This is a genomic window from Variovorax xiamenensis (genome assembly GCF_050916385.1).
GTDB lineage: Bacteria > Pseudomonadota > Gammaproteobacteria > Burkholderiales > Burkholderiaceae_C > Variovorax.
Genome location: NZ_CP139038.1, coordinates 7,048,431 through 7,064,789 on the forward strand (window position 1 = coordinate 7,048,431; position 16,359 = coordinate 7,064,789).

General features: G+C 68.2%; 21 protein-coding genes. 12 read left to right on the top strand and 9 right to left on the bottom strand.

Annotated elements, in window-relative coordinates; all coding sequences use genetic code 11:
- Positions 1-26 precede the first annotated feature (26 nt).
- Positions 27-770, bottom strand: coding sequence for a hypothetical protein (locus SFB74_RS32470; protein ID WP_432728493.1), 744 nt, complete (start codon positions 768-770; stop codon positions 27-29).
- Between the two features lie 141 nt (positions 771-911).
- Between SFB74_RS32470 and yiaA the strand changes: the two genes are divergently transcribed.
- Complete coding sequence (yiaA, locus tag SFB74_RS32475; RefSeq protein ID WP_432728494.1) at positions 912-1,352, top strand: inner membrane protein YiaA; 441 nt, start codon at positions 912-914, stop codon at positions 1,350-1,352.
- Positions 1,353-1,356: 4 nt separating this feature from the next.
- Here the strand turns inward: yiaA and SFB74_RS32480 are convergent, their stop codons facing one another.
- Together SFB74_RS32480 and SFB74_RS32485 are read right to left on the bottom strand one after the other, a co-directional pair.
- Entirely contained in the window at positions 1,357-2,211 is an 855-nt protein-coding gene (locus tag SFB74_RS32480) for an IclR family transcriptional regulator (RefSeq protein ID WP_432728495.1), read from the bottom strand.
- 21 nt (positions 2,212-2,232) lie between these two features.
- Complete coding sequence (locus SFB74_RS32485) at positions 2,233-3,003, bottom strand: SDR family oxidoreductase (protein ID WP_432728496.1); 771 nt, start codon at positions 3,001-3,003, stop codon at positions 2,233-2,235.
- A 231-nt stretch (positions 3,004-3,234) separates the two neighbouring features.
- On the opposite strand from SFB74_RS32485, the gene SFB74_RS32490 reads away from it, so the two are divergent.
- From SFB74_RS32490 to SFB74_RS32525, 8 genes are read left to right on the top strand one after another with little or no spacing between them, the layout of a single operon-like run.
- Positions 3,235-3,906 carry an RraA family protein gene (locus SFB74_RS32490; protein ID WP_432728497.1) on the top strand — a complete coding sequence of 224 codons (672 nt, stop codon included), beginning with the start codon at positions 3,235-3,237 and terminating at the stop codon, positions 3,904-3,906.
- A gap of 10 nt (positions 3,907-3,916) precedes the next feature.
- Positions 3,917-4,243, top strand: coding sequence for a UxaA family hydrolase (locus tag SFB74_RS32495; protein WP_432728498.1), 327 nt, complete (start codon positions 3,917-3,919; stop codon positions 4,241-4,243).
- 15 nt (positions 4,244-4,258) lie between these two features.
- The gene (locus SFB74_RS32500; protein ID WP_432728499.1) at positions 4,259-5,491 is read left to right on the top strand and encodes a UxaA family hydrolase; all 1,233 of its coding nucleotides are present in this window, start codon (positions 4,259-4,261) and stop codon (positions 5,489-5,491) included.
- A gap of 51 nt (positions 5,492-5,542) precedes the next feature.
- A complete protein-coding gene (locus SFB74_RS32505; RefSeq protein WP_432728500.1) occupies positions 5,543-6,226 on the top strand; it encodes an amino acid ABC transporter permease in 684 nt (227 codons plus the stop codon).
- A gap of 22 nt (positions 6,227-6,248) precedes the next feature.
- Complete coding sequence (locus tag SFB74_RS32510) at positions 6,249-6,896, top strand: amino acid ABC transporter permease (protein ID WP_432732034.1); 648 nt, start codon at positions 6,249-6,251, stop codon at positions 6,894-6,896.
- Positions 6,880-7,608, top strand: coding sequence for an amino acid ABC transporter ATP-binding protein (locus tag SFB74_RS32515; RefSeq protein ID WP_093195931.1), 729 nt, complete (start codon positions 6,880-6,882; stop codon positions 7,606-7,608). The genes SFB74_RS32510 and SFB74_RS32515 overlap by 17 nt, the downstream gene beginning before the upstream one ends.
- 32 nt (positions 7,609-7,640) lie before the next feature.
- Positions 7,641-8,468, top strand: coding sequence for a transporter substrate-binding domain-containing protein (locus SFB74_RS32520; protein ID WP_432728501.1), 828 nt, complete (start codon positions 7,641-7,643; stop codon positions 8,466-8,468).
- A gap of 5 nt (positions 8,469-8,473) precedes the next feature.
- Positions 8,474-9,583, top strand: coding sequence for a mandelate racemase/muconate lactonizing enzyme family protein (locus tag SFB74_RS32525; protein ID WP_432728502.1), 1,110 nt, complete (start codon positions 8,474-8,476; stop codon positions 9,581-9,583).
- 17 nt (positions 9,584-9,600) lie between these two features.
- Here the strand turns inward: SFB74_RS32525 and SFB74_RS32530 are convergent, their stop codons facing one another.
- From SFB74_RS32530 to recA, 3 genes are read right to left on the bottom strand one after another with little or no spacing between them, the layout of a single operon-like run.
- Positions 9,601-10,029: an SRPBCC family protein gene (locus SFB74_RS32530; RefSeq protein ID WP_432728503.1), complete on the bottom strand. Its 429-nt coding sequence runs from the start codon at positions 10,027-10,029 to the stop codon at positions 9,601-9,603.
- On the bottom strand, positions 10,013-10,471 hold the full coding sequence (gene recX / locus SFB74_RS32535) for a recombination regulator RecX (RefSeq protein WP_432728504.1): 459 nt from the start codon (positions 10,469-10,471) through the stop codon (positions 10,013-10,015). Before recX ends, SFB74_RS32530 begins: the two co-directional genes overlap by 17 nt.
- A 42-nt stretch (positions 10,472-10,513) precedes the next feature.
- Entirely contained in the window at positions 10,514-11,611 is a 1,098-nt protein-coding gene (recA, locus tag SFB74_RS32540) for a recombinase RecA (RefSeq protein ID WP_432728505.1), read from the bottom strand.
- A 146-nt stretch (positions 11,612-11,757) separates the two neighbouring features.
- Between recA and SFB74_RS32545 the strand changes: the two genes are divergently transcribed.
- The 3 genes from SFB74_RS32545 to SFB74_RS32555 all read left to right on the top strand — a co-directional run bounded on the left by SFB74_RS32545 (position 11,758) and on the right by SFB74_RS32555 (position 14,546).
- The gene (locus tag SFB74_RS32545; RefSeq protein ID WP_432728506.1) at positions 11,758-12,243 is read left to right on the top strand and encodes a MarR family winged helix-turn-helix transcriptional regulator; all 486 of its coding nucleotides are present in this window, start codon (positions 11,758-11,760) and stop codon (positions 12,241-12,243) included.
- A 73-nt stretch (positions 12,244-12,316) separates the two neighbouring features.
- Positions 12,317-12,991: a response regulator gene (locus SFB74_RS32550; RefSeq protein WP_093300210.1), complete on the top strand. Its 675-nt coding sequence runs from the start codon at positions 12,317-12,319 to the stop codon at positions 12,989-12,991.
- Positions 12,992-13,103: 112 nt separating this feature from the next.
- The gene (locus SFB74_RS32555) at positions 13,104-14,546 is read left to right on the top strand and encodes a sensor histidine kinase N-terminal domain-containing protein (RefSeq protein WP_432728507.1); all 1,443 of its coding nucleotides are present in this window, start codon (positions 13,104-13,106) and stop codon (positions 14,544-14,546) included.
- A 21-nt stretch (positions 14,547-14,567) separates the two neighbouring features.
- Here SFB74_RS32555 and SFB74_RS32560 read toward each other — a convergent pair whose 3' ends face one another.
- Genes SFB74_RS32560 through SFB74_RS32570 form a run of 3 tightly spaced genes read right to left on the bottom strand, consistent with a single transcriptional unit; the run spans position 14,568 to position 16,308 of the window.
- A complete protein-coding gene (locus SFB74_RS32560; RefSeq protein ID WP_432728508.1) occupies positions 14,568-14,768 on the bottom strand; it encodes a sporulation protein in 201 nt (66 codons plus the stop codon).
- An 8-nt stretch (positions 14,769-14,776) separates the two neighbouring features.
- Complete coding sequence (locus SFB74_RS32565) at positions 14,777-15,595, bottom strand: biotin--[acetyl-CoA-carboxylase] ligase (protein WP_432728509.1); 819 nt, start codon at positions 15,593-15,595, stop codon at positions 14,777-14,779.
- A 2-nt stretch (positions 15,596-15,597) separates the two neighbouring features.
- A complete protein-coding gene (locus SFB74_RS32570) occupies positions 15,598-16,308 on the bottom strand; it encodes an SET domain-containing protein (protein ID WP_432728510.1) in 711 nt (236 codons plus the stop codon).
- Positions 16,309-16,359: the final 51 nt, after the last annotated feature.

Sequence of the window (16,359 nt, forward strand, 5' to 3'; positions counted from 1 at the left end):
GCCCCCAGCTTCCAGCTTCCAGCTCCTCAGTTCACCAGCCAGAGCCCCACGCCCAGCAGGGCCGCGTGCGCGCCGAGCGCGATGTACAGCGGCTTGCGCGAGGGCGTCGACATGTCCTGAAGCGTCTCGTGGATGCGGCGCGTGAGCAGCGCGCGCAGCGCCGGGTCCTGCGGCGCGGCACCGCCCTCGCCTGCCGCCGGCGCGTCGCCGTTCTCCGCCCGGCTCTGCTGCCATTCGGCCAGCATCTCGCTCAGGGGCAGCCTGTCGATCACGAAGGCCACCACCGCGCGCACCGCCCTGCCTTCGCCCAGCACCGGCGCGAGCTGCCTGCTCAGCGCATCGACCGACAGCCAGTCGGCCACGCGATGCAGCGCACCGTGCGCACGCGGCATGGCCTCGATGCGGCTCGCGATCGCGCCGCCCAGCCGCTGCGACACCGCCTCGCCGCGCGCTTCCACCAGGTGCTGCATCGCGCGCGCACGCCCTTGCTGCACGCCCAGCGCCACGTAGACGACCACGAAGAACAGCAGCAGGAGCGCCACCAGCAGCGGCGGCGAGGTGATGAGCGCAAGCACCGCGCCAACGCCGCCCGCGCGCGCGGCTACGTTGCCCGGCCCCTGCAGCTGGCTCAGGTAGAAGAAGAAAACACCGCCGCCAAGGAACACGCCGAGCAGGCCTCCCTTGATCACGGAACCGGCGAAGGACAGCCCGGCCTTGGCACCGGTGCGCACGAGCGACGGCTGCTGGGCCGCGGGATCGGTTGACGACATATGGAAAGACTCCTCCGTTGTTGTTGGCGGCCGCCTAGTGCGCGCCTTGTGCGATTGCCGTGCGATCCGGCGGCCTGCCGCGGATCATGCCATCGGCGCCGCTCCACCATAATCGCGCGCAAACCATACGAGGAGAATCCCATGGCCGTCAGATTCCAGAAACCGACCGCGGCGTTCGTCGCCGCTTCCTGGGCAGCGCTGTTCATCGGCGCCGTCGTCTACCTGATCGGGCTGTGGAACGCCTCCATGCAGCTCAACGAGAAGGGCTACTACTTCACCGTGCTGATGTACGGCCTCTTCTCCGCCGTGTCGCTGCAGAAGACGGTGCGCGACCGCCTCGAGGGCATCCAGGTCACCGGCATCTACTACGGCCTGTGCTGGGTCTCGCTGCTGCTGTCGGTGGCGCTGCTGGCCATCGGCCTCTTCAACGCCACGCTCGCCCCGAGCGAAAAGGGCTTCTACGCGATGGCCTTCCTGCTAAGCCTGTTCGGCGCGGTGGCCGTGCAGAAGAACGTGCGCGACATCGCCGCGCACAAGAGCGACACGCCCGCCCCGCTGGACGAAGCCCCCGACGCGGGCTGAGCCGCTACTCGTTGTCGTTGTAGCCGCTGGCGCCCATCAGCGCCGACAGGCGCGCGGTGATGTTGCCGACGATCTCGCGCACCTGCGCGACGTCCGGCGCCGACTTCTGGTCGATGCGTTCGATGTACGGCACGTTGATCGACGCGATCACATGGTCGGCCGCGCCCATCACCGGATACGCGATGTTGGTGATGCCGCGCGTCTGCTTGCTCGGCATGGCCGAGTAGCCGCGCTCGCGCACTTCCTGCAGGATGGAGAAGAGCTGGCCCGGGTCCATGTCGAGTTCGCCTTCCACGCCGATGTGGGCGCGCAGCATGCGGGCGCGGTCGATCTCGTCGCGAAAGGCCAGCAGCACGTGGCCTGAGGAGGTGTCGGTCAGCCCCATCACCACGCCCACCTTCAGCCCGAAGGACCAGCGCTCGGGGCTCTCGACCTGCGCGATGACCACCACGCGGCCGCCCTGGTACATGGCGAGATGGCACGACTGGCGCGCCCGGTTGGCCAGCTCGCGCAGAAGCGGCAGCGCCGCGCTCACCAGGCTCTTGAGCGGCTGCTGGCGATGCGCCAGCTCGAACATGCGCAGCGTGAGCGTGTAGCGGTCGTTCTCGTCGACCTGCACGAAGCCGCGGCGCTGCAGCGTCACCGCCATGCGGAAGATCTCGCTGACCTTGCGTCCGACTTTCTGCGCCAGCTCGTTGAGCGTGTAGCCGGAGGGGCTGTCGGCCAGCGCCTCCAGGATGTCCAGCCCCTTCTCCAGGGCCGGCGCGGCATAGCGCAGCGCGCCCTCGCCTTCCGGCGCGGCTCCTTCGTCGGCTTCCTGGCCCTGTTGTTCTTCCGGCGCTGGTGCTGCTTGCTTCATCGTTCCCCGCTCATTCCCCGTTCAGTTCGACCATCCACCGTCGATCATATGGATCGCGCCGGTGGTGAAGGCCGACTCGTCGGAAGCCAGGTACACCACCAGCGCGGCGATCTCTTCCGGCTTGCCCACGCGCCCGAGCGGCTGGCGCGCCACGAAGGCGGCGCGCACGGCGGCCTCGTCGGAGCCGGCCTGCTCGGCCTGGGCCGCGATGCGGTCGCGCAGCGAGGGCGACTCGACCGTGCCCGGGCAGATGGCGTTGCAGCGCACGCCCTGCTGGATGAAGTCGGCCGCCACCGCCTTGGTCAGGCCGATGACCGCGGCCTTCGAGGCGCCGTAGACGAAGCGGTTGGCCACGCCCTTCACGCTGGAGGCGGCCGAGGCCATGTTGATGATCGAGCCGCCGCGCTCCAGCATCGCCGGCAGGAAGGTGCGGATGGTGCGGTACATGGACTTCGCGTTGAGGTCCATGCTGAAGTCCCAGTCCGCTTCCTCGCAGGCCAGGATGTTGCCGGCATGCACGAAGCCCGCGCAGTTGAAGAGCACGTCGAGGCGCCCCGTGGTCTGCGCGAAGGCCTGCAGCGCGGCGATGTCGCGCACGTCGAGCCGCGCGGTCTTCAGGCCGGCCAGGCCCTCATCGCGGGCCAGCGCGGCGAGCTCGGCCAGCGCCGCCTCGTCCACGTCGGTGGCCCACACGGTGGCGCCTTCGCGAGCCAGAGCCAGCGCGCTGGCGCGCCCGATGCCCTTGCCGGCGGCGGTGACGAGGATGTTCTTTCCCTGAACGCGTGAAGTCACTGGCGATGTCCTTTGAATGAAGAGTTGACGCACATGTGAAATGAATATTTCACTGATGAAATCAAATATACGCGACAGCAAGCCATTCGCACCCCCGCCAAAACCCGCGTGAAACCCTTATCGGATCGGTAGTTACCCTCGAATAGGCGCAAACCCCAGCTTCCATCATGGGCCTCGCTGGTAATCTCATTTGTGAAAAGTGTTTTTATCTAAGAAAACAAGATTCACCCCATGATCCAAACTCCCGACGCCCCGGCAACCCCGCTGCTCGCCCGTCTGCAAGCCTGCTACACGGGCATCCTGCACGACGTGATGCGCGCCGCCGGGCTGCGCGACTTCACGCTGCCGCCCACGCTGCGCCCGCTGATCCCCGGGCAGAAGCTCTGTGGGCCGGCCTTCACCGTGAACGGCCGCGTCGACCCCACCGCCGATCCGCACGAGACGCTGATGGCATGGACGGGCTTCCTCTCGCGCGCCAGGCCCGGCCACATCGCCGTGATCCAGCCCAACGACTCGACCGTCTCGCACATGGGCGAGCTCTCGGCCGAGACGCTGGGCCGCAAGGGCGTGCTGGGCGTGATCGCCGACGGCGGCGTGCGCGACGCCGAATTCATCATCCAGCAGGGCTTCCAGGTGTGGCACCGCTACTTCACGCCGCGCGACATCGTGGGCTACTGGCTGCCCGAGGCGATGGACGTGCCGGTGCGCATCGGTGAGGTGGCGGTGAACCCCGGCGACCTGCTGCTGGCCGACACCGACGGCGTGATCCGCCTGCCGCTCTCGCAGGCCGAGGCCCTCATTGCCGAGGCCGAGCACATGATGGGCCGCGAGAACCTCGTGCGCACAGCCATCCTCGCGGGCACCGACCCGCAGGAGGCCTACCTGAAGTACCGCAAGTTCTGAGCGCCGCCGGATGCCGAACCCGCAATCCATCGACACCCGGCTGGTGCTGCTCTCGCCCGGCGACAACTGCCTGATCGCCTGCACCCATCTTGCGGCCGGCACGGCCGTGCAGCTCGAAAGCGGCGCCGTCACGCTCGCCAAGGACATCGGCCTGGGCCACAAGCTCGCCCGCCACGCCATCGCCGCCGGCGAGCAGGTGCTGAAGTACGGCGCCGTCATCGGCAGCCTGCACGCCCCGGTCGCGGCCGGCGAGCACATCCACACGCACAACCTCGACAGCGACTACACGCCGACCTACACGCTGGACGAGGGCAAGACCTTCGTCGGCCACGCCTGAAGCGCCCTCCTCCGCATGAACGCTCCCAACCTCCAGATCCAGGGCTTCCCGCGCGCCGACGGCCGCAAGGGCATCCGCAACGTCGTGGTCGTGGCCTACCTCGTCGAATGCGCGCATCACGTGGCGCGCGAGATCACGCTGAACTTCCGCCAGCAGGACGGTGAATCGGAAGTGCATCTCGTCGGCTTCCCCGGCTGCTACCCGAACGAATACGCCGAACGCATGATGGAAGCGATCGCCACGCACCCGAACGTGGGCGCGGCGCTGCTGATCTCGCTGGGCTGCGAGAGCATGAACAAGCGCAAGCTCGAGCAGGCGGTGGCGGCTTCGGGCCGGCCGGTGCACACGCTCACCATCCAGCAGGAGGGCGGCACGCGCAGCACGATCCGCGAGGGCACGGAGTGGGTGCAGTGGGCGCTGGCCGAACTCGCGCAGCAGCAGCGCGTGCCCATGGCCATTAGCGAGCTCGTGGTGGGCACCATCTGCGGCGGCTCCGACGGCACCAGCGGCATCACCGCCAACCCGGCCGTGGGCCGCGCCTTCGACCTGCTGATCGCGCAGGACGCGCGCTGCATCTTCGAGGAAACCGGCGAGCTGATCGGCTGCGAGTTCCACATGAAGCGTCGCGCCGCCACGCCCGAGCTGGGCGAGGCCATCGTCGAATGCGTGAACAAGGCCGCGCGCTACTACAGCACCATGGGCCACGGCAGCTTCGCGCCGGGCAATGCCGACGGCGGGCTCTCGACCATCGAGGAGAAGTCGCTGGGCGCGTACGCCAAGAGCGGCGCCTCGCCGATCAACGGCATCGTCAAGCCCGGCGACGTGCCGCCGCAGGGCGGCCTCTACCTGCTGGACGTGGTGCCCGACGGCGAGCCGCGCTTCGGCTTCCCGAACATCAGCGACAACGCGGAGATCGTCGAGCTCATCGCCTGCGGCGCGCACGTGATCCTGTTCACCACGGGGCGCGGCTCGGTGGTGGGCTCGGCCGTCTCGCCGGTCATCAAGGTCTGCGCGAACCCGGACACCTACCGCCGCTTGCATGAGGACATGGACGTCGACGCCGGCCGCATCCTCGAAGGGCGGGGCACGCTGCAGGAAGTGGGCGAAGAAATCTTCGACGCGGTGCGCAGCGTGGCAGACGGCACGGCCACCAAGTCCGAGGCGCTGGGGCATCGCGAATTCATCCTGACCTACAAGGCCTTCGAGCCGCTCGGGCCCTCGTGCCTGCCGCTCGCGCGCGCCGCGTAGCCGCCTCTTTCTTTCCGCCTCGCTTTCATTGGACTTCCGGAGCCCAACGCATTGAACTACCAGTTCGACTTCATGCCCGTGCTCGAGCAGTGGCCGCTGCTGCTCGAAGGCGCGTGGACGACCGTGCAGCTGTCCTTTCTCGCCACCGTGCTGGGCTTCATGCTCGGCACCGTCTGCGCGCTGGGCCGCAACAGCCGCCACGGCTGGCTGCGCCGCCTCACGGGCGGCTACGTGGAGGCGATCCGCAACACGCCGCTGCTGATCCAGAGCTACTTCCTGATCTTCGGCCTCTCCAGCGCGGGCGTAACGATGCCGATCATGGTCGGCGCGGTGCTCGCTCTCGTGGTGAACATCGGCGCATACAGCTGCGAGATCATCCGCGCGGGCATCGAGTCGATCCACAAGGGCCAGCTCGAGGCCGCCGAATGCCTTGGCCTGTCGAAGGTGCAGGTGTTCTGGCACGTGATCCTGCGCCCGGCGGTGGAGCGTGTGTACCCGGCGCTCGCGAGCCAGTTCGTGCTGCTGATGCTGGCCTCCAGCATCATGTCGTCGATCGGCGCGGAGGAGCTCTTCGGCGTGGCCAACCGCATCCAGTCGGACACTTTCCGCAACTTCGAGATCTTCATCGTGCTGTGGGTGGTGTACCTGGCGCTGTCGTACGCGATGCGACTGGGCTTCTGGCTGCTGGGCATGATCGTGTTCCCGCGCCGGCGCAAGCTCGGCACGCCGCTGTGAGGAGGGCGCGGACATGAAATTCATGCCGACCGAGCATCTCGGCTTCCTCCTGATGGGCGCGTGGGGCACGGTGCAGCTCTCGGCGCTGGCCTTCATCGGCGGCGGGCTCGTCGGCCTGGCGCTGGCGCTGGCGCGCGTGTCGCCCGTGAAGGCGGTGCGCGTGGCTGCCGCGAGCTACATCCAGGTCATCCAGGGCACACCACTGCTGGTGCTGATGGGCGTGTGCTTCTTCGGCCCGAACATCATTGGCATCGGCTCTGTGCCGGCGCTGGCCGCGGCGGCGCTGGCCATCACCGTCTACGCAAGCGCCTTCCTCGGCGAGATCTGGCGCGGCTGCATCCAGGCCGTGCCGCGCGCCCAGTGGGAGGCCGCCGAGTGCCTGGCGCTCACGCGCATCGAGCGCATGCGCCGCGTGATCCTGCCGCAGGCGCTGCGCATCGCGACGCCGCCTACCGTGGGCTTCCTGGTGCAGATCATCAAGAACACCTCGATCGCCTCGCTGGTGGTCGGCTACGCCGAGCTTTCCTACAACGCCAAGGTGCTGAACAACTCGACCTTCCAGCCCTTCCTGTACTTCGGCTGCGCAGCGCTTCTTTATTTCGCCCTTTGTTATCCGCTCTCGCGATGGAGTCGCGCCCTTGAAAGGAAGCTCAATGCAGCCCGTGGTTGAACTCAACGACGTCCACAAGCACTTCGGCAAGCTGCATGTGCTCAAGGGCGTGTCGTTCTCGGTGACGCGCGGGCAGGTGGTGGCCATCATTGGGCAGAGCGGCTCGGGCAAGAGCACCGCGCTGCGCTGCATCGACCGGCTGGAGACCATCGACAGCGGCACCATCCAGTGCTGCGGCCACGCGGTGCACGACCCGGCGCTCGAGCTGCGCTCGCTGCGCAAGGACGTGGGCATCGTGTTCCAGAGCTACAACCTGTTCCCGCACCTCACGGTGAAGCAGAACATCACGCTCGCGCCGCAGTCGGTGAAGAAGATGAGCGCCTCCGAAGCCGGCGCCATCGCCATGGAAGTGCTCGAGCGCGTGGGCCTGGCGGAGAAGGCCGACTCCTACCCCGAGCAGCTTTCCGGCGGCCAGCAGCAGCGCGTGGCCATCGCACGCTCGCTCGCGATGAAGCCGCAGCTCATGCTGTTCGACGAGGTGACTTCCGCGCTCGACCCGCAGCTCACCGGCGAAGTGCTCAAGGTGATGGAGAAGCTCGCCTCCGAGGGCATGACCATGATCCTCGTGACGCACGAGATGGCCTTCGCGCGCGGCGTGGCCGACAAGGTCATCTACATGCACCAGGGGCTGGTGTGGGAGGAGGGCGACGCCAGCATCCTCAGCAACCCGCAGACGCCGGAGCTGCGCCAGTTCATCGGCACCGGACTTTGATTTTTCGTTCAGACAACTCCAGGAGACTTTCGATGACTTCTTCCTTCCCGCTTTCGCTCAAGCGCCGCGGCGCCCTGCTGTCGGCCCTCGCGCTGGCCCTGCCGCTCGCCTTCGCGAGCGCATCGGCGCACGCCGACCAGCTCGACACCATCACGGCCGCCAAGAAGATCCGCGTGGCCATCGACCTCGCCGTACCGCCCTACGGCCTGAAGGACGAAAAACTCAACGCCACCGGCTCCGACGTGGAGACCGCGCGCCTGCTGGCCAAGAGCCTGGGCCTGGAGCTCGAGATCGTGCCGACCACCGGCGCCAACCGCATTCCCTTCCTGCAGACCGACAAGGCCGACATCGTGATCTCCAGCATGTCGGTCACGCCCGAGCGCGAGAAGGTGGTCGACTTCTCGGTGCCCTACGCCGCCATCCTGGCGGTGGTGGGCGCGCCCAAGAGCATGAACATCACCGGCCCGGCCGACCTGGCGGGCAAGAAGGTGATCGCCACGCGCGGCACCACCAACGACCAGGAAGTGACGAAGATCCTGCCGGCCGGCACGCAGATCGTGCGCTTCGACGACGACGCCACCTCCATCACCGCAGTGGTGAGCGGGCAGGCCGACATCTTCGCGACCGCGCCGCCGCTGCTGAAGACCATCAACGAGAAGAACCCGGCCAAGCAGATGGAGCCGAAGTTCACGATGAAGGTCAACATGCTGGCCATCGGCATGCGCAAGAACGAGCCGCGCCTGAAGGCCAAGCTCGACGAGTTCGTGAAGGCGCAGCTCAAGAGCGGCGAGCTCAACAACATCTACAAGAAGTTCCACGGCGCGGACCTGCCGGCCGACGTGACGCGCAACGCAGGCTGATCGCGATGGCGAAGATCGACCAGGTCGAGATCTCGCAGATCGACATCGCGCCGAAGGTCCGGCGCACCGACGCCATCCAGTCCTTCGTGACGCAGGAGACGGTGATGGTCACCGTGCGCTGCGACGACGGCTCGGCGGGCATGGGCTACACGTACACCATCGGCACGGGCGGCTCGTCCATCGTGGCGCTCCTGAACGACCATCTCGCGCCGCGGCTGATCGGGCGCGACCCGCAGCAGTACGAGGCCATCTGGCGCGACCTGTTCTTCCACACGCACGCCACCGCCGTGGGCGCGATCACCAGCCTCGCGCTGGCAGCCATCGACACAGCGCTGTGGGACCGCAACGCACGCGCGGCGGGCCTGCCGCTGTGGAAGCTGGCCGGCGGCGCGCAGGAGCGCGTGCCGGTCTACACCACCGAGGGCGGCTGGCTGCACCTGGAGCCCGCGCAGCTGCTGGAGCAGACGCTCGCCGCCAAGGCCGACGGCTTCCTGGGCGCGAAGATCAAGGTCGGCAAGCCGCACGTGGCGCAGGACATCGCGCGCCTGTCGGCCGTGCGCGAGGCGGTGGGCGCGGACTTCGAGCTGATGGTCGACGCCAACCAGAGCTTCACGGTGGCGGAAGCCATCCGCCGCGCGCGGCAGTACGTGCCGCTCGACCTCGCCTGGTTCGAGGAGCCGATGCCGGCCGAGCACGTGCGCGCGCACGCGCAGCTGCTGGAGAGCACCAGCGTGCCGATCGCGGTGGGCGAGTCGATGTACCACCCGTCGCAGTTCGCGGAATACATCCAGCAGGGCGCCTGCTCCATCGTGCAGGCCGACGTGGCGCGCGTGGGCGGCATCACGCCCTGGCTCAAGATCGCGCACCTCGCGGAGGCGCACAACATCGCGATGTGCCCGCACTTCCTGATGGAGCTGCACGTGAGCCTGTGCGCGGCGGTGCCGAATGCGCGCTGGGTGGAATACATCCCGCAGCTCGACGACCTCACGACGAGCCGGCTGCGCATCGAGGGCGGCCATGCGGTGGCGCCCGGGACGCCGGGTCTGGGCATCGAGTGGGATGCCGACCAGCTGAAGGCGCGGCGCAAGTTCGCGCCGATCGTGCTGCGCGGCTGAACCAGCAGGTCAGCCAGTCAGTCGGCCTCGAGCAGGTCGCGCAGGGTCCGCAGGTCGCGGGCGATCCACTGCGCGTCGCGCTCGAAGGCCGCGTCGTCCATGTGGGGCTGGCGCAGCAGCGTGAACTGCAGTTCGCAGGCGTCCGGCGCGACGCCGATCACGCGAAACGGCAGGTAGACCTCGGGCACGCCCTCGGGCGCGACCCAGTGGTCGAGCACGCCGAAGTCGTTGCGCGGCGCGAAGCGCATGCGGGCTTCGCCGCTCTCGGGCGTGCGCACGATCCAGTGGTCGCCGTGCGGCACCAGCGCGCTCTTCGCGAGGCCGCTGGCCCAGTCGGGCAGGCGCTTCGGATCGGCCGCCAATACATAGGCTCGGCGCCAGTCGCAAGCCACGCGCAGCGTGACGACGCGCGACTGCGCGGCGGAATGCTCATTCGTCGGCTTCATCGAAATCGCTCCTCAGCACCTTGGACACGACGGCGCCCGAGAAACCGCGCGCCATCAGGAATCGCATCTGCTTCGCCCGTTCCTTCGCGTCGGCGGGCGGCCCGGCGAAGCGCTGGCGCCACAGGGCCGTGGCGCGCTCGACTTCGGTTTCCTGCAGGCCGGCCACGGCTTCGGCGATGGCCTCGGGCGCGATGCCTTTGGCCTGCAGCTCCTGCCTGACCCGCAGCGCGCCCGAGCGTGCCGCGCGCTGGTTGAGCACCGAGGCCACCACGCGCGGCTCGCTGATGAAGTCCTTGGCCGCGAGTTCGTCGAGCGCCTTCGCCAACGTGCCGGGCTCTTCCTCGTGCCTGGCCAGCTTGCGTTCCAGCTCGGCGCGCGAATGCTCGCGCTGGCTCAGCAGGCGCAATGCGCGGCCTTTGAGGGAAGGGGCGTCGAATGCCATGCGGGGGTCGCTTGCGCGGCCCCGTGGAGCCGCGCCCGGTCTTTACTCGGCCTTGTCCGCCTTCGCGGCCTTCTGCGGCTTCTCGGGCGTGGTGTCGACATCGGCGGCCAGCAGCGGAATGCCCAGCGACTCGCGCACCTTGTTCTCGATCTCGCGCGACAGCGCGGGGTTCTCGCGCAGGAACTCGCGGGCGTTGTCGCGGCCCTGGCCGATCTTCTCGCCGTTGTAGGCGTACCAGGCGCCCGACTTGTCGATGATCTTGGCGTTCACGCCCATGTCGATGATCTCGCCCTCGCGGCTGATGCCTTCGCCGAACAGGATGTCGAACTCGGCCGTCTTGAACGGGGGCGAGACCTTGTTCTTCACCACCTTCACCTTGGTTTCGTTGCCGATGGCCTCGTCGCCCTTCTTGATGGTGCCGATGCGGCGGATGTCCAGGCGCACCGAGGCGTAGAACTTCAGCGCGTTGCCGCCGGTGGTGGTTTCGGGCGAGCCGAACATCACGCCGATCTTCATGCGGATCTGGTTGATGAAGATGACCATGCAGTTGGTCTTCTTGATCGTGGCGGTCAGCTTGCGCAGCGCCTGGCTCATCAGGCGGGCCTGCAGGCCGGGCAGCGAGTCGCCCATTTCGCCTTCGATTTCGGCCTTGGGCGTGAGCGCGGCGACCGAGTCGACCACGATCAGGTCCACGGCGCCGGAGCGCACCAGCGAATCGACGATCTCGAGGGCCTGCTCGCCGGTGTCGGGCTGGCTGATCAGCAGGTCCGACAGGTTCACGCCGAGCTTCTGGGCGTATTGCACGTCGAGGGCGTGTTCGGCGTCGACGAAGGCGCAGGTGCCGGCCTGCTTCTGCATGGCGGCGATGACCTGCAGCGTGAGCGTGGTCTTGCCCGACGATTCAGGGCCGTAGATCTCGACCACGCGGCCGCGGGGCAGGCCGCCGACGCCGAGGGCGATGTCCAGGCCCAGCGAGCCGGTGGAGACCACCTGGATGTCTTCCAGCGCCTCGCCCTCGCCGAGCCGCATGATGGTGCCCTTGCCGAACTGCTTTTCGATCTGGGCCAGTGCGGCCTGCAGGGCCTTGGCCTTTTCGCTGTTGGCGCCTGCGATGTTCGAACCCTTGACGACTGCGTCCATGTGGAAATCTCCTTGAAAATCAATGGTTTGTGTGTGACACCATCCATCTGTATTTAACTGCAGGCTGGATGCTTGAACAGTAGTGTAGGGGCTGATGCTTCGACGTAAACCTGTTTTTTGGTCAGTTTGCTTTACCATTTCGGACCATGGCCGACACCGCCTTCCCCGCCGACCAGGACGCCTGGCGCCAGACCCATCTGGGCCGCCTGCTGGGCCACGCCATGCGCCGCTTCGACGAGCGCGTGCTGGAGCTGATGGCGCACGACGTCGAGGTGCCGCTGGCCCTGTCGAACCTCGCGGCGCGCGCGCAGGTGAGCGCGGCGCACATCCACATCACGCGGCACCTGTCGCGCGAGGGCTCGCGCCTCACGGAACTGGCGGAGCGCGCCGGCATGACCAAGCAGGCGATGGGCGCGCTGGTCGACCAGTGCGAGGCCTGGGGGCTGGTCACGCGCGGGCCCGATCCGCTCGACGCGCGGGCGCGGCGGGTGCTCTTCACCGCCGACGGGCTGGCCTGGCTCGACGCCTTCCGCGGCGCGGTGACGCAGGCCGAAAAAGAGTTCAGGAGCAGCGTGGGCGACGAGATCGCCACCGTGGTAACCATCGGACTCGAGGCCTACACGGCGGGCTAGACTCGCGCCAGAGACAAATGTGAACAGCGCCGGCCCGGCGCCCGACACATATGAAACGGGCTGGAGGTGACGCATGCGGATTCTGATTGCCGAAGACGACCAGGTGCTGGCCGATGCCCTGCTGCGCAGCCTGCGCACCTCGGGCGCGGCGGTCGACCACGTGGCGAACGGCTCGCAGGCCGACACCGCGCTCATGACCCACGACGAGTTCGACCTGCTGATCCTCGACCTCGGGCTGCCCAGCCTGCACGGCATCGAGATCCTGAAGCGCCTGCGCGCGCGCGGCTCGCAGCTGCCGGTGCTGGTGCTCACGGCGGCCGACAGCGTGGAGGAGCGCGTCAAGGGCCTGGACCATGGCGCCGACGACTACATGGCCAAGCCCTTCAGCCTGCAGGAACTGGAAGCGCGTGTGCGCGCCCTCACGCGGCGCGGCATGGGCGCCACCAGCAACACCATCCGCCACGGCCCGCTGGTGTACGACCAGGCCGGCCGCGTGGCCACCATCGACGGCAAGATGGTCGAGCTCTCGGCGCGCGAACTCGGCCTGCTCGAAGTGCTGCTGCAGCGCGCCGGCCGGCTGGTGAGCAAGGACCAGCTCGTCGACCGGCTGTGCGAGTGGGGCGAGGAAGTGAGCCTCAACGCCATCGAGGTCTACATCCACCGCCTGCGCAAGAAGATCGAGAAGGGCCCGGTGCGCATCGCGACGGTGCGCGGGCTGGGCTACTGCCTCGAGAAGATCCAGCCCTGATGCGCCCTGACATGCGGGAAATGCCGCGGAACCGGCTCTGCCGGGCCGCAGGCATCGCCCTCGGCAAGGCGGCGCAGAGACAGGCGGTGCGCGCGGCCCGGGAGCGAATCAAGTGAAGCTTTTCCAGCGCGCGCAGCGCTCCCTGTTCGGCGAGATCCTCGACTGGATGCTCACGCCGCTGCTGCTGCTGGTGCCGGTGAGCATCGGCGTCACCTGGCTGGTGGCGCAGGGCATCGCCAATGCGCCCTTCGACCGCGCGCTGGAGCACAACGTGAAGGCATTGGCCGAGCTGGTCACGGTGAAGGAAGGGCACGCGCAGTTCGTGCTCTCGCAGTCGGCGCGAGAGATCCTGCGCGCCGACGAGACCGGCCACGTCTACTACCAGCTGCTCGACGGCTACGACAACCTGCTCAGCGGCGAGCGCGACATTCCGCAGCCCGGCCTCGACGAGCCGCTGCCGCCCGGCCAGGTGTTCCTGCACAACAGCGACGTGCACGGCCAGCCGGTGCGCGTGGCCTCGATGTGGATCGCCAGCGGCACCGACGACGTGCCGCCCACGCTGCTGCAGCTGGCGGAGACGCGCGAGAAGCAGTCGGTGCTGGCGGCCGAGATCATCAAGGGCGTGCTGCTGCCGCAGTTCGCGATCCTGCCGCTGGCGGTGCTGCTGATCTGGCTGGCGCTGGTGCGCGGCATCAAGCCGCTGTCGGTGGTGGAGGCACGCATCCGCGAGCGCCGCCCGGGCGACCTGAGCCCGCTGGACGAATCCTCGGTGCCGCTGGAGGTGGTGCCGCTGGTGTCGTCGGTGAATGAACTGCTGGACAAGCTCAACGACTCGATCGGCACGCAGAAGCGCTTCCTGGCCGACGCGGCGCACCAGCTGAAGACGCCGCTGGCGGGCCTGCGCATGCAGGCCGACCTGGCGCAGCGCGAGGGCGCCAACGCCGACGAGCTGAAGCAGTCGCTCAAGCAGATCGGCCGCGCGAGCAAGCGCGCCACGCACACGGTGAACCAGCTGCTGTCGCTGGCGCGCGCCGAGGGCAACAGCGCCAACGCGCACCACCAGCCCTGCGACCTGGCGAAGCTGACCATCGAGGTGGTGCGCGAGGCGGTGCCGCGCGCGATCGAGAAGCGCATCGACCTGGGCTACGACGGCGCCGAGGCCGGCGCGCCGGGCGTGGTGTTCGACGGCAACGCCACGCTGCTGAAGGAGCTGGTGCGCAACCTGGTCGACAACGCGATCAACTACACGCCCTCGACGCCCGAGCGTCCCGGCCTGATCACCGTGCGCGTGCTGGCCGACCCCTTCGGCCACGTGCTGCTGCTGCAGGTGGAGGACAACGGCCCCGGCATCGCCGAGGCCGATCGCGAGCTTGTGTTCGAGCCCTTCTACCGCGTGCTCGGCAACGAGGCCGACGGCTCGGGGCTGGGCCTGCCGATCGTGCGGGAGATCGCGAACCAGCATCGCGCACAGGTGAAACTGGAGGACGCCCATCCGGGCAAGCACCCGCCGGGGGCGCTCTTCACGGTGCGCTTCGAGGGCGAGCAGCCGTCCTGAGCCGCTCGCGAAGCTTTGCCGTCAGGGCGCCGGGGTGCCGGGCTTCGGCGCGTCCTTGCGGATCTGCAGCCACTCGGGGTGGATCTGCCGCGCCATGCGCTGCGGCTCGCGCTCGCTGAGGCTGGCCGGCGCCAGACCGAAGCCGGCGAGATCGCCACGCGTCCAGAGGAAGTAGCCGGCGTTGGCCAGCAGCAGGACGACGAGGAGCAGGCGCAGCTTCATGTTGAAGATCAGAAAGCCATGCCGCGAGGGCGCACGCTCACTTCGTCGCTGGAGATCAGCTGCAGGCCGGCGTCGGTGCGCACCTGCAGCTCGCCGCCCCAGGCCACGCCTTCGCAGAGGCCGGCGGTGCCGTCGCTGAGCGTCACCTCGCGCCCGCGCAGCACGTCGCGCGCGGCAAAGCGTTCGGCGAAGGGGGCGAAGCCGCGGGCTTCGAAGTCGAGCACCGTACGCACCAGCGGCAAGACCAGTTCGTCCAGCACCTCGGGCGCGCTGACGCCCGGACGCCACTGCTGCACCCAGGCCGGCGGCGTGCGCATGCCGTCGGCCTCGCGCGCGCCGATGTTCACGCCGATGCCGATCACGAGGTAGCGCGAAGCATCGGGCCGGCCGTTGGCGGGCAACGCGGTCTCCACGAGGATGCCGACCAGCTTGCGATCGTTGACCCACACGTCGTTCGGCCACTTGAGGCCGACCTTCTGCGTATTGGAGGGATCGAGACTTTCGGCCACGCTGACACCCACGGCCAGCGAGAGTCCCGACCAGTCGGCCGGCGCCAGCGGCAGGCCCAGCGAGAACATGAGCGAGGCTGACGCCTCCTGCCGCGCATCGCCGCTCTGCCAGGGCCGTCCCATCCGGCCGCGGCCTGCCGTCTGGCGCTCGGTCACGAGCAGCACGGGCTCGACGCGGCCGGCACGCGCGCGGCGCATCAGCTCGGTATTGGTGGAATCGATCTCGGCCACGGCCTCGACCGCGAAGCCGGGCAGCAGCGGAGCGACCGCCGCGGCGATCCGGTCCTGGAACCAGTCGGCCGTGCTGCTGTTGTCCATGGTCAGTCCTTGGCGGACTTGTCTTTCTTGGCGGATTTCTTTTCCGCTTTCTTCTCGGCCTTCTTCTCAGCCTTTTTCTCCGCCTTCCTGGCGTCCTTCTTCTCAGCCTTCTTCTCGGCTTTCTTCTTTTCGGCCTTTTTCTTCGCCTTCTTCTTTTTCTTCTTCTCTTCGTCCTCGTCCTTGGGCGTCAGCAGCGTGCCGCGGCATTGCTCGGAGCCGCACCAGCAGGGAAATTCGGAAAGAAGCTTCGGCGTGTATGGCTCGTCGATGATCAGGCCGTAGTCGTAGTTGAGCTCTTCGCCGGCGGCGATGTTGCGCAGCGCCTTGATATAAACGCGCCCATCGACCTCGTCGGCTTCGCAGTTCGGCTCGCACGAGTGGTTGATCCAGCGTGCATCGTTGCCCTTGACGTTGCCGTCGATCACGCGGCCGTCGTCGATATGGAAGTAGAAGGTGTGGTTCGGCTGGGTCGGGTCATGCGGATGGCGGCGCAGCGCCTCCTTCCAGCTGATGACCTCGCCCTTGTATTCGATCAGCGTCTCGCCTTCGGCCAGGTCCTGCACGGCGAAGACGCCGTTGCCGTGGACGTCGGAGCGCCGCATCTGGATGCGGCGGCGGCCGGAACGCTCCTTGGCGGCGGGCTGCGCATCAGCCTCGGGGAGCGCGGTGGCTTGCGTATCACGACCGGCCGGAAGTGGGGATTTGGAAGGCATCGCCGAAGTCTGTTAGTTTGAATATGCACACATGCGTGTGCGCGCGTGCGC

Excerpts from the sequence above, each read along its gene's own strand:
- SFB74_RS32495 (WP_432728498.1), top strand. The coding sequence starts at position 3,917 with ATGCCGAACCCGCAATCCATCGACACCCGGCTGGTGCTGCTCTCGCCC.
- SFB74_RS32480 (WP_432728495.1), bottom strand. The coding sequence starts at position 2,211 with ATGAAGCAAGCAGCACCAGCGCCGGAAGAACAACAGGGCCAGGAAGCC.
- SFB74_RS32560 (WP_432728508.1), bottom strand. The coding sequence starts at position 14,768 with ATGAAGCTGCGCCTGCTCCTCGTCGTCCTGCTGCTGGCCAACGCCGGC.
- SFB74_RS32500 (WP_432728499.1), top strand. The coding sequence starts at position 4,259 with ATGAACGCTCCCAACCTCCAGATCCAGGGCTTCCCGCGCGCCGACGGC.
- yiaA (WP_432728494.1), top strand. The coding sequence starts at position 912 with ATGGCCGTCAGATTCCAGAAACCGACCGCGGCGTTCGTCGCCGCTTCC.
- SFB74_RS32530 (WP_432728503.1), bottom strand. The coding sequence starts at position 10,029 with ATGAAGCCGACGAATGAGCATTCCGCCGCGCAGTCGCGCGTCGTCACG.
- SFB74_RS32520 (WP_432728501.1), top strand. The coding sequence starts at position 7,641 with ATGACTTCTTCCTTCCCGCTTTCGCTCAAGCGCCGCGGCGCCCTGCTG.
- SFB74_RS32470 (WP_432728493.1), bottom strand. The coding sequence starts at position 770 with ATGTCGTCAACCGATCCCGCGGCCCAGCAGCCGTCGCTCGTGCGCACC.
- recA (WP_432728505.1), bottom strand. The coding sequence starts at position 11,611 with ATGGACGCAGTCGTCAAGGGTTCGAACATCGCAGGCGCCAACAGCGAA.
- SFB74_RS32570 (WP_432728510.1), bottom strand. The coding sequence starts at position 16,308 with ATGCCTTCCAAATCCCCACTTCCGGCCGGTCGTGATACGCAAGCCACC.
- SFB74_RS32490 (WP_432728497.1), top strand. The coding sequence starts at position 3,235 with ATGATCCAAACTCCCGACGCCCCGGCAACCCCGCTGCTCGCCCGTCTG.
- SFB74_RS32515 (WP_093195931.1), top strand. The coding sequence starts at position 6,880 with ATGCAGCCCGTGGTTGAACTCAACGACGTCCACAAGCACTTCGGCAAG.
- SFB74_RS32545 (WP_432728506.1), top strand. The coding sequence starts at position 11,758 with ATGGCCGACACCGCCTTCCCCGCCGACCAGGACGCCTGGCGCCAGACC.
- SFB74_RS32565 (WP_432728509.1), bottom strand. The coding sequence starts at position 15,595 with ATGGACAACAGCAGCACGGCCGACTGGTTCCAGGACCGGATCGCCGCG.
- SFB74_RS32525 (WP_432728502.1), top strand. The coding sequence starts at position 8,474 with ATGGCGAAGATCGACCAGGTCGAGATCTCGCAGATCGACATCGCGCCG.
- SFB74_RS32550 (WP_093300210.1), top strand. The coding sequence starts at position 12,317 with ATGCGGATTCTGATTGCCGAAGACGACCAGGTGCTGGCCGATGCCCTG.
- recX (WP_432728504.1), bottom strand. The coding sequence starts at position 10,471 with ATGGCATTCGACGCCCCTTCCCTCAAAGGCCGCGCATTGCGCCTGCTG.
- SFB74_RS32510 (WP_432732034.1), top strand. The coding sequence starts at position 6,249 with ATGCCGACCGAGCATCTCGGCTTCCTCCTGATGGGCGCGTGGGGCACG.